Annotated in this window: 9 protein-coding genes; 7 read left to right on the top strand and 2 right to left on the bottom strand. The window is 76.1% G+C overall.

Going from position 1 to position 13,032, the window contains the following annotated elements; all coding sequences use genetic code 11:
• Positions 1 to 93 precede the first annotated feature (93 nt).
• Both Q0840_RS16700 and Q0840_RS16695 read left to right on the top strand, forming a co-directional pair.
• Positions 94 to 1,299, top strand: a complete 1,206-nt coding sequence (locus Q0840_RS16700) for a GDSL-type esterase/lipase family protein (RefSeq protein WP_298461564.1) — start codon at positions 94 to 96, stop codon at positions 1,297 to 1,299.
• 78 nt (positions 1,300 to 1,377) lie between these two features.
• Positions 1,378 to 2,604 carry a trans-acting enoyl reductase family protein gene (locus tag Q0840_RS16695; protein WP_298461562.1) on the top strand — a complete coding sequence of 409 codons (1,227 nt, stop codon included), beginning with the start codon at positions 1,378 to 1,380 and terminating at the stop codon, positions 2,602 to 2,604.
• Between the two features lie 29 nt (positions 2,605 to 2,633).
• Here the strand turns inward: Q0840_RS16695 and Q0840_RS16690 are convergent, their stop codons facing one another.
• On the bottom strand, positions 2,634 to 3,518 hold the full coding sequence (locus Q0840_RS16690; RefSeq protein ID WP_298461559.1) for a LysR family transcriptional regulator ArgP: 885 nt from the start codon (positions 3,516 to 3,518) through the stop codon (positions 2,634 to 2,636).
• Positions 3,519 to 3,590: 72 nt separating this feature from the next.
• On the opposite strand from Q0840_RS16690, the gene Q0840_RS16685 reads away from it, so the two are divergent.
• Complete coding sequence (locus Q0840_RS16685) at positions 3,591 to 4,208, top strand: LysE/ArgO family amino acid transporter (protein WP_298461556.1); 618 nt, start codon at positions 3,591 to 3,593, stop codon at positions 4,206 to 4,208.
• A 13-nt stretch (positions 4,209 to 4,221) separates the two neighbouring features.
• Here the strand turns inward: Q0840_RS16685 and Q0840_RS16680 are convergent, their stop codons facing one another.
• Positions 4,222 to 5,853 (bottom strand): cation:proton antiporter family protein, encoded by a 1,632-nt coding sequence (locus Q0840_RS16680; RefSeq protein WP_298461554.1) that lies wholly within the window; start codon positions 5,851 to 5,853, stop codon positions 4,222 to 4,224.
• A gap of 241 nt (positions 5,854 to 6,094) precedes the next feature.
• On the opposite strand from Q0840_RS16680, the gene Q0840_RS16675 reads away from it, so the two are divergent.
• The 4 genes from Q0840_RS16675 (at position 6,095) to Q0840_RS16660 (ending at position 12,968) form a co-directional block, all read left to right on the top strand.
• The gene (locus Q0840_RS16675) at positions 6,095 to 7,447 is read left to right on the top strand and encodes a hypothetical protein (protein WP_298461551.1); all 1,353 of its coding nucleotides are present in this window, start codon (positions 6,095 to 6,097) and stop codon (positions 7,445 to 7,447) included.
• A gap of 215 nt (positions 7,448 to 7,662) precedes the next feature.
• Positions 7,663 to 9,186: an MDR family MFS transporter gene (locus tag Q0840_RS16670; RefSeq protein WP_298461548.1), complete on the top strand. Its 1,524-nt coding sequence runs from the start codon at positions 7,663 to 7,665 to the stop codon at positions 9,184 to 9,186.
• A 117-nt stretch (positions 9,187 to 9,303) separates the two neighbouring features.
• The gene (mprF, locus tag Q0840_RS16665; protein ID WP_298461545.1) at positions 9,304 to 12,036 is read left to right on the top strand and encodes a bifunctional lysylphosphatidylglycerol flippase/synthetase MprF; all 2,733 of its coding nucleotides are present in this window, start codon (positions 9,304 to 9,306) and stop codon (positions 12,034 to 12,036) included.
• Positions 12,033 to 12,968 (top strand): PHB depolymerase family esterase, encoded by a 936-nt coding sequence (locus Q0840_RS16660; protein WP_298461542.1) that lies wholly within the window; start codon positions 12,033 to 12,035, stop codon positions 12,966 to 12,968. Before mprF ends, Q0840_RS16660 begins: the two co-directional genes overlap by 4 nt.
• Positions 12,969 to 13,032: the final 64 nt, after the last annotated feature.

The raw sequence follows: 13,032 nt of genomic DNA, 5'->3' as shown, positions 1-13,032 counted from the left end.
CCCCCGCCGCCACCGCCGCCACCGCCGCGCCACACGACACCACGACGCCCACCACCACGACGACACGCACCCGAGCAGAGGACCCGACCGACGATGGACCACCGCACCACCCACGACATCCCCCTGACCGAGGACCTGGTCCGCGGCGCCGCCGACCTCGAGCGCACGCCCGACGGCGTCCGGCCGCACCGGCTCCCGGCGTGGGTGCGCACCCGCTACCCCGACCCACAGCTGCTGATGGCCGAGGCGCAGCCGTCCGGCGTCCGGCTGGTCCTGCGCACTCGAGCGACCGTGCTCACGCTGGTGACGCGTCCGACGAAGATCGCCTACCGGGGCGCCCCGGCGCGGCCGGACGGCGTGTACGAGCTCGTCGTCGACGGCGTGCGGACCGCCGGCGCCGTCGTCCACGACGGTGACGTGCTGGAGATCGACCTGGCGACCGGCGCCCGCGAGACCCGGCGCGGCGCACCCGGCACGGTGACGTTCGACGGGCTGCCCGCACGGGACAAGACGGTCGAGATCTGGCTGCCCCACAACGAGCTCACCGAGCTGGTCGCCCTGCGCGCCGACGCACCCGCCAGCCCGGCACCGCCGACGGGTCAGCCCGTGTGGCTGCACCACGGCAGCAGCATCAGCCACGGCTCCAACGCGGTCACGCCCACCGGCACCTGGCCCGCCGTGGCCGCCGCGGCCGCGGGCGTGGACCTGGTGAACCTGGGCCTCGGCGGCAGCGCGATGCTCGACCCGTTCACCGCCCGGACCATGCGGGACACCCGCGCCGACCTGATCAGCGTCAAGATCGGCATCAACATCGCCAACGGGGACACCATGCGGCTGCGGACGTTCGTCCCGGCGGTGCACGGCTTCCTCGACACCATCCGCGACGGCCACCCGGACGCGCCGCTGCTCGTCGTCTCCCCGATCCTGTGCCCGATCCACGAGCGGACGCCCGGCCCGGGCGCCCCGGACCCGGCCTCGCTCGGCACCGGCACGGTGCGCTTCCTGGCCACCGGCGACCCGGCCGAGGTCCGCGCCGGCAAGCTCACCCTGGAGGTGATGCGCGAGCAGCTCGCCCAGGTGGTCGCGGACCGGCAGGCCGACGACCCGCACCTGGCCTACCTCGACGGCCGGTCGCTGTACGGACCGGCGGACGAGGCGGCGCACCCGCTTCCCGACGCGCTGCACCCGGACGCCGACACGCACCGGCTGATGGGTGAGCGCTTCGCGCGGCTCGCGCTCGGGCCGGACGGCGCGCTGACGCGCCTGGTCGGCCCGGCGCACGGGGCGGTGCGCGGGTAGCGACGACCCGCTGCGGTCCACCTCGGCGCGACGGCGACGCCGGTTGCGGGGTACCGGGCGCGGGCCGACCATCGGCCGATGAGCCCGTCCCGGCGTGACCACGACGTCGTCGTCCTCGGCACCAGCGGCTTCGTCGGGCGGCTGGTCGCCGAGCACCTGGCCGGGCACGCACCCGCGGGGACCCGAGTGGCCCTCGCCGGGCGGTCCGCCGCGACGGTGGCGGCGGTCCGCGACCGCCTGCCCGCCCGCGCCCGCGACTGGCCGGTGCTGACCGCCGACGCGACGGACCCCGCCTCGCTCGCCGCGCTGGCCGCCGCCGCACACGTCGTCGTGAGCACCGTCGGCCCGTACCTGCGCCACGGCCTGCCGGTGGTCGAGGCGTGCGCCCGGGCGGGCACGCACTACGCGGACCTCACCGGGGAGGTGCCGTTCGTCCGGCAGGCGATCGACCGGTACGACGCCGTCGCCCGGGGCACCGGGGCGCGCCTCGTGCACGCCTGCGGGTACGACTCGGTCCCGTCGGACCTCGCCGTCCTCACCCTGCACCGGCGCGTCGTGGCCGACGACGCCGGACCGCTCGCCCGCGTCCTGACCGTCGCCCGCGCTCGGGGCGGCGTCAGCGGCGGGACCGTCGCGTCGATGCGCGGCATCGTGGACCTCGCCGCCCACGACTCCGCGGCCCGCCGGCTGCTGGGCGACCCGTTCGCCCTCAGCCCGGACCGCGCGGCCGAGCCGTCCGGACCGCAGCCCCCCGACTCCCCGGGTCCGCGCCGGCTGACCGACGGGGTCTGGGTCGCGGCGTTCCCGATGGCGTCGGTCAACTCCCGCGTCGTGCGGCGGTCCAACGCGCTGCAGGGCTGGGCCTACGGGCGCGACCTGCGCTACGGGGAGGTGATGGCCACCGGCCGGGGCCTCGGCGGCGCGGCGACCGCGGCCGGCGTCACGGCGGCGCTGGGGCTGGGCGCCGCGGGGATCGCCGTGGCGCCGGACGCGGTGCTCGACCGGGTGCTGCCCCGGGCCGGGTCGGGGCCCGACGAGGACACCCGCCGCTCCGGCTGGTTCCGGATGGAGCTGCGCGCGACGACGGCGGCGGGGCGCCGGTACCGGGCCGTCGCCGCCGGTCCCGGGGACCCCGGGTACGCCGCCACGTCCGTGATGCTCGGCGAGGCGGCCCTGGCCCTGGCGCTGGACACCGACCGGCTGCCGGACCGCGCCGGGTGCCTCACCCCGGCCACCGGGATCGGCGACGTGCTCGTGGACCGGCTGCGGGCCGCGGGGCACACGTACAGCGCGTCACCCTGCTGACCGGCGCTCGCCGGCCGACAGGCCGGTGCTCAGTGCTGGATGAGCTGCCGGCGGGCCGCGGCGACGACGGCGGAAGCGGTCCGGTCCAGTGACGGGGAGCGGAGCTTCCACTGCTGCCAGTGCAGCGTGACGTCGACAGCGCCGTCGGCGTCGACCTCGACCAGATCCGTCCCGGTGTCGCCGGCGGTCTGCAGGTCGGGCAGCATGCCCCAGCCCATGCCCAGACCGACCGCGGCGCGGAACTCCGCGGTCGTCGGGACGTAGTGCACGGGTGGGACCACGCCTGCGGGCAGACGTGGTCCCAGGTAGGCCTGCTGGAGCCCGTCCTGGCGGTCGAAGACGACGACGGGCGCGGCGGCGAGCGCCGTGCTCGTCGCGCCGTCCGGGAACCAGGACCGACTGAACGCAGCGGCCGCCATCGGGCGGTACCGCATCGAGCCGAGGCGCGTGACGGAGCAGCCCGCGACGGGGTCGGGCTCCGCCGTGATCGCGGCGACGACGGCGCCCGACCGCAGCAGTGCGGCCGTGTGCTGCTCGTCCGCACGGTGGAGGTCGAAGCACACCTCGCCGGCCAGCGGCGCCAGGGCGGGCAGCACCCAGGTGCCCAGGGAGTCGGCGTTGACGGCGATGGCCACGGTCCGTCGCGTCGCGGCCGACGGCTCGGCCAGCTCGGCGGCCGTGTCCTGCGTGAGCAGCTCGATCTGGCGAGCCAGTCTCAGGACCGCCTCGCCCGACTCCGTCACGCGGACCGGCTTGCTGCGGATCAGCAGCACACGGCCCGTGGCGACCTCCAGGGCGCGCAGCCGCTGGCTGACGGCGGACGGGGTGACGTGCAGAGCCGTGGCCGCGGCGTCGAGCGTTCCTGCGGTGACCGCCGCGCTGAGCGCACGCAGCTGGGCGAGGTCGAGGTCCATGGACAGCAATGCTAATGACAGCGAAGAATCGTGAAGTTCCGTTACGAGTTGCGCGCCCCTACGGTCGTCCGCATGGATCCGAGTCTCGTCGCCGCCCTGTCCGGGCTCGGGCTGGGCCTCTCGCTCATCGTGGCCATCGGGTCGCAGAACGCCTTCGTGCTGCGTCAAGGACTGCGGCGGGAGCGGGTCGGCCTCGTCGTCGCCGTCTGCGTCGTCTCCGACGCGGTGCTGATCGCGGCCGGGGTCGCAGGTGCCGGGGCGGTCGTCCAGGACCGGCCCGGGCTGCTGACCGCGGTGCGCATCGCCGGAGCCGCCTTCCTCGCCGGGTACGGCGTCCTGGCGGCTCGTCGAGCGGTGCGCCCCGGGGCGCTGACACCGGCCGACGAGTCCGCGCCCGCGTCTGTCGCCGCCACGCTCGCCACCGTGCTGGCGCTCACCTGGCTCAACCCGCACGTCTACCTGGACACCGTGGTGCTGCTCGGCTCGATCGCCCACAGCCACCCGGGACAGCAGTGGTGGTTCGCGTCCGGCGCCGTGGCCGGCAGCACCTTGTGGTTCACCGCCCTCGGTCACGGCGCAGCGCTCCTCCGCCCGCTGTTCGCGGCGCCACGCGCCTGGCGGGTGCTCGACGGCGTCATCGCCCTCGTGATGTGGGCGCTGGCCGCCTCCCTCGTGGTGGCCGCAGCGTGACGCCCCGGCGGTCTCAGCCCGGAGCGCGCCCCGGCGCGGCGTCCGGCCCGTGCGGGTGCCCGGGGGCCTCCCGGTGCAGCAGGGTCTCGGCCGCCTGGTCGGCGAGCGCGGTGCCGGCCGAGCCGTAGAGATGGAAGACGGCGTCGGCCCCGTGCCGGCGCAGCTCCGCGACGTCGTCGTCGTAGCGCGCGACGGCGGCGACCTTGCCGGTGAAGCCGGCCGCGTGCAGGCGCGCCAGCGCGATCAGGTTGGCGTTGTGGAACGGCATCGCGAGCACGACCATCTGCACCCGTCCCGCCCGCTCCACCCGGCCCCAGAACTCGACGTCGGTGGCGTCGGCGCGCAGCACGTCGAACCCCTGGGCGGCCAGCTCGCCCGCTCGGAGCGGGTCGTGCTCGACGCCGACGACGGACAGCCCGTACCCGTCGCGCAGCTGGGCGTAGGTGGCCGCGCCGATCCGGCCGAGCCCGAGCACCAGCACGTCGGACCGGCCCACGTCCACGAGGCGGTCGTCGGGGTGCAGCTGCGCGGTGCTGTGGTGCGGCAGCAGCCCGACCATCCGGCTGGCCAGCTCGACGCCGCGCCGGTTGACCAGCGCGGACACCGCGAAGCTGAGCGCGACGGCGAGCGAGATGACCATCACCCACCGCTCGTCCAGCAGCCCGACGGAGGCACCCACGACGGCGACGATGATGCCGAACTCGGAGAAGTTGCCCAGCACGAGCCCGGTGAGGAACGCGGTGCGCCGGCGCAGCCGCATCGCCCACAGCAGCACCGCGTACAGCGCGACCTGCACCGGCAGCACCGCCAGCAGCGCGACGGCGAGCAGCAGGTCGGCGAGGTCCGGCCGGCCGTGCAGGCCGATCTGGACGAAGAACGCGACCAGCATGAGGTCCTTGAACGTCATCAGGGAGCGGGACAGCTCCGAGGCGCCGGGGTGCTTGGCCAGCAGGATCCCCATGAGGAGCGCACCGAGCTCACCGTGCACACCCGCCGCCTCGAACAGCCCCCAGCCGAGCGCCACCGCCACCGTCACGCCGAACAGCGCGTGCAGCTCGCCGTGGCCGATGCGGTCCCACACCCGGTGCAGCAGCCACGCGCCGGGCACCACCAGGACGAGGGCCGGCGCCCACACGTGGGGCACCTCGCCGCCGGCGAGCGCCATGAAGACCACGGCGACGACGTCCTGGAGCACGAGCAGCCCCACGGCGATGCGTCCGTAGAGCGTCGTCGTGTCGGACCGGTCCTCCAGCACCTTGACGACGAAGACGGTCGAGGAGAACGACAGGGCGAACCCGACCAGCGCGAGCCCGCCGACCGGCTCGTCGGCGACCAGCGCCGGCCCGGCCACGGCGAGCAGCCCGAGGAACCCCAGCCCGACCGCGGTGGACAGCACCATGTGCACGCCGCCTGCGAGCCAGATCTCCCGGCGCAGCAGGGTGCGGGCGTCGAGCTTGAGCCCGATCGCGAACAGCAGGAGCACGACGCCGAGCTCGGCGATCTGGTCGAGCCCGGCCGGCTCGGGTGCGTCGAGCGCCCCGAGGGCGAAGCCGGCACCGAGGTAGCCCACCAGCGGGGGCAGCCGGATCGCCGTCGCGAGCAGCCCACCGAGGACGGCCGCCAGGAGGTACAGGCCCAGCTCCATGCGCCCTCCCCCGGTGGTGCGGCCATTGTGGCGTGCGCGACGCCGCCCTCGCCCCTTGACGGCGGTCGATCACCGGTGGGACACCTGACCTGCTCCGTGGGGCGACGACGCCCCGGACGCCACGACCCATCGAGGCCCGCCGTGCGGGCCTCCACACGCAGGCAGGTGCCCTCGCCGTCGGCGGGGCCACCCACGCCGCGTCGCCGAGACCCGCTGGTTCGCGCAGGAGAGGGACAGTGACATGACACAGGACGGCACGGCGTCGTCGAACGGTGCGGCGACCACCACCAAGGCCACACCGCTGGAGGCGTTCATCGCAGCGCTCGGCGCGCTGCCGGAGAGCGAGTCCAAGCCCGCCTCGGGGTCCGTGGCGGCCGACGGCGACGCGCACGGGCGCCTGGAGGACCTCATCGCCCTGTCGCTGCTCGACGAGGTCGTCGGGCCCGTGGTCGACCGGGTCGCGGACCTCAGGCCCGGGTCCGTCCTGGTGGTCGAGGACCGCGCGTACCTGCACTCGTGCTGGGGCTACACCGGCGCCGAGGCGCAGATCGCGGCGCTGGAGACGACGCTCACGACGGCTCGGTCGGTGCTGACGGCCGAGGACGAGGCGGCGGCCCGGGACGCGGCACCGCCGTCTCCCGGCGGCCGCGCGGGCGCCGAGGGGGGCGACGTCGTCGGCGGCGCCGCGTCGATGCGCATGCTGGGCGTGACCACCGCGGGCCTGGCCGCCGCGGCTGGTGCGCTGCTGCCCGCGGCCACGGCCGCGGTGTCCCTGGTCGGGGCCGCGCCGGCGCTGATGGGCGCGGTGTCGGACGTCGTGGGCATGTTCCGGACGTCGTACTCCTTCACGGGCCGGGTGATGACCGCCCAGGGCACCCCGCTGGTCGCGGAGGTCGCGCGCACCCTGCGCGCGCGCCAGGTCCCGGTCCGGGTCGACGGGTTCGGCATGGACCCCGACTCACCGCTGCTGGAGCGGCTCGCCGCGTGCCGGACGCAGGCCGTGCAGCTGTCGGCCGACGCCGTCGCGCTGCGCGGCCGGGTCGCGACCCTGGGTGCGGCCGTCGCCCGCGCGCAGGCGGAGCTCGACCGCCTGCTCACCGCCGACCGCGAGCTCGCCGCGGAGGGCAAGGAGCAGGACGAGCTGCGGACGCGGATCGACGACGCCCGGGCGGCACTGGCCCTCGGCGGGGCCACCCACGGTCGACCGGCGGCCGCGCTGTCCGTCGTCGAGGCGGCCCTGACGGCGACCGACACGGTCGTCACCCAGCTCACCACCTCCGCCGACGGCGCGATGCCTCCCCTGGTGGCCGCGCTGCTGCGGGAGAAGGCGGTGACCGGCGGCGTCTCGCACGTGCTGTTCGTGTCGATCGACCACGCCGGCTCGTCGGCCGGCACACCCAGCGGCCGCAGCACCGAGGTGGTGTGGACCGGTGGTCTCCAGGTGAGCTTCCTCGCGCTGGAGCTGTCGTCCGGGGAGGTGGTCGCGGCGGGCGTCGAGCAGGCCGTCGGCTCGGCGAAGTTCCAGCCGAGCACCGGCACCCTCGCCTTCAGCCCGGCGCAGATGTTCCGGCGGCGGCTGAGCAGCAGCCGGTGAGGCGTGCCGGGCGAGACGTCACCCGTCGCCGGAACGCACCGGCCCGCTCCCGTCCACCACCGCGACCGGCTGCCGCCGGTCCCGGGCGCGGCGCCGAGCTCGGCCGGCGGCCGGGACACGTGGAGCCCCCGTCCCGGGCCCTACACTGCTCAGCCGGTCGACGTCGCAGCGACTGCTCCCGACGTGCAGCAGCGACCGGCCGAGAAGGGCACCACGTGACCAGCCGTACCGACTCCGACACCGGGCGGTCCGACGTCCTGCGCGACGTCACCGAGCTGCCCGACCCGGCCGGTCACCCGCCCCCCGCTGCCCCGGACCGGCTCTCGCCCGGGCACCGTCGCGTGATCGGCGTGCTCATGGTGGCCGCGTTCACCGTCATCCTCAACGAGACCGTCATGAGCGTGGCGCTGCCGGTGCTGCAGGACGACCTGGGGGTCGCCCTCAGCGTCGGTCAGTGGCTCACGACCGCCTACATGCTGACCATGGCCGTGGTGATCCCGCTCACGGGGTTCCTCATCCAGCGCGTGCCCACCCGCGCGCTGTTCGTGCTCGCGATGAGCGTGTTCAGCGCCGGGACGCTCGCGGCAGCGCTCGCTCCGTCCTTCGCCGTGCTGCTCGGTGCGCGCATCGTCCAGGCGTCGGGCACGGCGATCATGATGCCGCTGCTGATGACGACCGTGATGACCCTCGTGCCGGCGGCGCGACGGGGCCTGATGATGGGCAACATCTCGATCGTCATCTCGGTCGCCCCGGCCCTCGGCCCCACCCTCTCGGGGTACGTCCTGGGCCGTTTCGGGTGGCGGGGCATCTTCCTCGTCGTGCTGCCGATCGCCCTGACCACGCTCGTGGTGGGGGCGCGGTGGCTGGTCACCGTCGCTGCCACCACCCGTGCCCGCGTGGACCTGCTGTCCGTCCCGCTCGCCGCGCTCGGCTTCGGCGGCCTCGTCTACGGGATGGCGAGCATCGGCGAGGCAGCCGAGGGCGAGGCGGCCATCCCGGTCGGGGTGCTGTTCGCCGTCGGTGGCCTGTTCCTGCTGCTCTTCCTGCTCCGCCAGATCGTCCTGCAGCGCGACGACCGCGCCCTGCTCGACCTGCGGGTCTTCCGGTCGTCGATCTTCTCGGTCTCCATGGGCGCGATGGTGCTCGCGACCGCAACCATGTTCGGCGCGTTCATCCTCCTGCCGTTGTTCGCCCAGCGCGGGCTCGGGCTGGACCCGTTGCAGGCGGGGCTCATCACCTTGCCCGGTGGCCTGATGATGGGACTCGCCAGCCCGTTCGTGGGTCGCGTCTACGACGCCCGCGGTCCGCGCGTGCTCCTGGTGCCCGGCGCCGTCCTGATCAGCGGCGCCCTGTGGGTCCTGACCACGGTGAGCGCGACCACGACGGCGGCCCTGCTGGTGGGCACCAACATCGCGCTCATGGTCGGCCTCGCCGCCACCTTCACGCCCTTGATGACGGCGGGCCTCGGGTCACTCCCGCCTCGCCTCTACTCGCACGGCAGCGCCGTCCTGGGCTCGTTCCAGCAGGTCGCGGCCGCGGCCGGCACGGCGGTGTTCATCACCGTGGTCGCCGTCGCCGCCACAGCGGCCGGCGGCGACACCGCCGGGGCCGAGGGCACGATCGCCGGCGTCCGGACGGCGTTCCTGGCCGCCGCGATCCTCTCGCTGACCCTGTTCCCCGCCGTCCTGCTCGTCCGCAGGCCGGCGTCCCCCACGTCGACCGACGTCCCGGCGGCCTGACGGTCCGGCCGGGCGCAGCATGGACGACCGCACGCAGCGGGCCGTCATCTGCACCGACCCATGTCCGCCGCCCGGTTCGTTCACGACGGCGCGGCTGCGGACGATCCGTACCGTGCCATGGAGACGACCACCGCACCCCTGACGCCCCCGCACCCCCGACGGGGCCCGACCTGGCGCACCCTGCGCCGAGCGCTCGCCCCGGTGCTGGTGACCGGTGTGCTGGCCGTGGCCATCGGGCAGCTGCACCGGACCCTCGACGGCTACCGGTGGTCGCAGCTGCCCGGCGACGTCGCCGGGATCGGCGCCCCGGCGCTGGCCCTGGCCGTCGTCGCGACGGCGGTGTCGTACGGGGCGATGACCGGGTACGACGCCCTCGCGCTGCGGTACGTCGACCACCGGCTGCCGTACCGGCGGTACGCGGCCGCGTCGTTCGTGGCCACCGCATTCGGCAACTCGACCGGGGCCTCCGCCGTCGTCGGGGCGATGCTGCGGGCCCGCGTGTACTCCGCGTGGCAGGTGCCGGCGTTCGCCATCACCCGCATCGTGGCGTTCAACCTGGTGACCCTCGGTCTGGGCTTCGCGGCACTGTCCGCCGTGGGCCTGCTCGCGGCGCCGGGGCGGGCCGCCGACGCGCTGCGCATCGGGCCCGCCGCGGCCGTCGTCGTCGGCGCCGGGCTGCTGGCGGCCGTCGTCGGCTACGTCGCCTGGGCCCGCCGCGGCGGGCGTGCCCTGCACTGGCGCGACTGGCGGATCGACCGGCCGACGCGGCCGCTCGCCGTCGCCCAGGTGCTGCTGTCCACCGCCGAGGTCGCGACGATGGCCGCCGCGCTGTGGTTCCTGCTCCCGGTCGGCTGGGACGTCCCCTTCGTGCCGTTCACCGCGGCCTTCGCCCTCGCCACCCTGCTCGGCCTGCTCAGCAACGTCCCCGGCGGCATCGGGGTGTTCGAGGCCGCCCTGCTCGTGCTGCTGGCCGGCGCGATCGACCCGCTGGTGCTGGCGCCGGCGCTGGTGGCCTTCCGCCTCGTCTACTACGTCCTGCCGCTGCTGCTCGCCGCGGTCGTGCTGGTCACCCTCGAGGCCCGCCGCGGGCGCGACGCGACCACCGGGTCTCCCCGGTCCGAGCTCGTGCAGCGCACCGGCGTGCTGACCCCGTGGGTGCTCGCCGTCGTCGTGGCCGGTGCGGGCGCCGCGCTCGTGGTCACCGGGGAGATCCCCGGCCTCACGCACCGGCTGCCCGTCCACTCCGGGCCGACCCTGGGCCTGCTGGGCGTGGGGCTCGTGCTGCTCGCGCTGGGTCTGCGCCGGCGCCTGCACGAGGCCTGGCTGGGGACCGTGGTGGTGCTGGTGCTGCTGACCGCGCTGTGCCTGCTGCTGGACGCCCGCATCACCGGCCTGGTGTCCCTGGGCCTGCTGGCCCTCATGGTCCCGGCGGCCCCCGTGTTCGACCGCCGCAGCCACGTCTTCCACCACTCCCGCGGCTGGACCTGGTCCGCGGTGGCCGCCGGCACCGGCACGACGGCGGTCGCCTGGCTCGCGCTGCACGCGGCGGCCGACGGCAGCTCGACCTGGTGGGGGCTCGTGGTCGACGGCGCGCACCCGGTGTCCGCCCGCCTCGTCGCGCTGGTCGGGCTGGCCGGCGTCCTGCTCGCGGGCGCGCGGCTGCTGGCGCCCGTGGTGCCGGGGCCGGCCACCGGCGACGAGCGGGACCTCGCCCGCGCCGAGGACGTCGTCCGCCGGTTCGGCCGCGCCACGGCCCACCTCGCCTTCACCGGGGACAAGCGCCTGCTGTTCAGCGCGGGCGGGGACGCGTTCCTCATGTACGGGGTGGAGGGCCGCAGCTGGGTGAGCATGGGCGACCCCGTGGGCGACCCCGCGCAGTTCCGCGAGCTGCTGACCGCCTTCGTCGAGCGGGCCGAGAGGCACGACGGGCGGCCGGTGCTCTACGGCGTCGGCGACGCCCTGGTCCCCACCTACCGCGAGCTCGGGCTCGGCCTGAGCAAGCTCGGCGAGGAGGCCCTGATCGACCTCGGCACCTTCGGCCTCGAGGGCCGCGACCGGGCGAAGATGCGGCGCTGGCGCAGCATCAACGAGCGGGCCGGCTGCAGCGTCGAGGTCCTCCCGCCCGAGGCGGTCCGCCCGCTGCTGCCCGAGCTGCGGGCCGTCTCGCAGGAGTGGCTGGCCGGCCGCCGCGCGTCGGAGAAGCGGTTCTCCCTCGGCCCGTTCGACGAGGACTACGTGGTGCGGTTCCCGCTGGCCGTGGTGCGCCTGGAGGGCCGGATCATCGCGTTCGCGACGCTGTGGGTCGGCGACGGGGAGGGTGAGGTCGCGATCGACCTCATGCGCCAGGTGCGCACGGACGTGCCCAACGTCATGAACTACCTGTTCGTCGAGGTCATGCTGTGGGCCAAGGAGCGCGGGTACGCGACCTTCAGCCTCGGCATGGCGCCGCTGTCCGGGCTGTGCACCGACGCCACGGCGCCCTTCTGGGACCGCATCGGCCGGCTCGTCTTCACGCACGGCGACGCCTTCTACAACTTCCGCGGGGTGCGGCACTTCAAGGAGTGCTTCCACCCGCGCTGGGAGGAGCGCTGGGTCGCCGCGCCGCCCGGGCTGGCGTTCCCCACCACGATGCTCAACGTCGCGACGCTCATCGGCGGCGGGATGCGCGGGGTGTCGGCCGGGCTGCGCACCGCCGACGCCGCCGTGGTGCGCCAGCTGTGGCAGGTGGCCGGGGCCCAGGCCCGACGGCGGGTGTGGGCGAACCTGCCGGGGACGCGGGCGGGCACCGTGCCCGCTCCCCGGAGCGAGGCCGCGACCGGCGCCGAGGTCCCCGCGGACCAGGCGGCGTGACGGCCCGCCGGTCCGCCGGCCCGGTGGTGGTCCGGGCCGGCGTCCGCGCCGGGGACCGCGACCGGACGCTCGTCGTCGTCGGGTCGCGCGAGGCGCCGCCCGGGCGGGACCTGGTGCTCGTGCTGCACGGCTCCCGGCAGGACGGCGCCGGGCTGCGCCGCGTCACCGGCGCGGCGCTGGACGTGCTGGCCGCCCGGGACGGCGCCGTCGTCGCCTACCTCGACGGCTACCGGGGCGCCTGGAACGACGCCCGGCGCCGCAACCGGTTCCCGGCGCGACGCGACGGCGTGGACGACGTCGCCTTCGTCCGGGCCGTGGTCGACCGGCTGGCCGACACCCACGGCACCGACCCCGACCGCGTCCACGCCGTCGGGTTCTCCAACGGCGGCCTCATGGCCCTGAGCCTGCTGCACGTCGACCACCCGCCCCTCGCCGGCGCCGCGGTCGTCGCGATGACCATGCCGGCGCCGGACGACTTCGGGCTGCCCGTCGGCCCGGCCACCCGGCCGGTCCCGGTGCTGCTCGTGCACGGCACCGCCGACCGGGTCGTGCCCTACGCCGGCGGCCGGGTGCCGTGGTGGGTCCGCCGGGTGTTCCACGTGGACGGCCTGTCGGCGTCGGCGCCCGCCACGGCGGCCTACCTCGCGCGCCGCAACGGCATCACCGGGCCGCCGGTCACCGGGGCGGTCGAGCCGCCGCCGGGTCCGGCCCGGCGGGCGACCGGCCGGGGGCTGCGGGCCGAGGCCCTGACCTACGCCCGGGACGGGCGGCCGCCGGTCGTGCTGGTCACCGTGCACGGCGGCGGGCACACCGTCCCCGGGCCCCGGCGGGGGCCGCGCCGGCTCGGGCGCACCGCCACCGTGCCGACCGCGGACCTCGTGGCCCCGGTGCTCGGGATCGGCACCGGCGGCGGCGGCGGCGCCGGGGACTGACCGGCGCGACGACCCGCCCGTCGTCGGCCGAGCCGTCCGCGCCCGCCGGGCGTCCGACATCCGC

The organism is uncultured Cellulomonas sp. (assembly GCF_947494015.1).
GTDB lineage: Bacteria > Actinomycetota > Actinomycetes > Actinomycetales > Cellulomonadaceae > Pengzhenrongella.
Note: the sequence above shows the minus strand (reverse complement) of the source record. Positions and strands in the feature narration are given on the sequence as shown.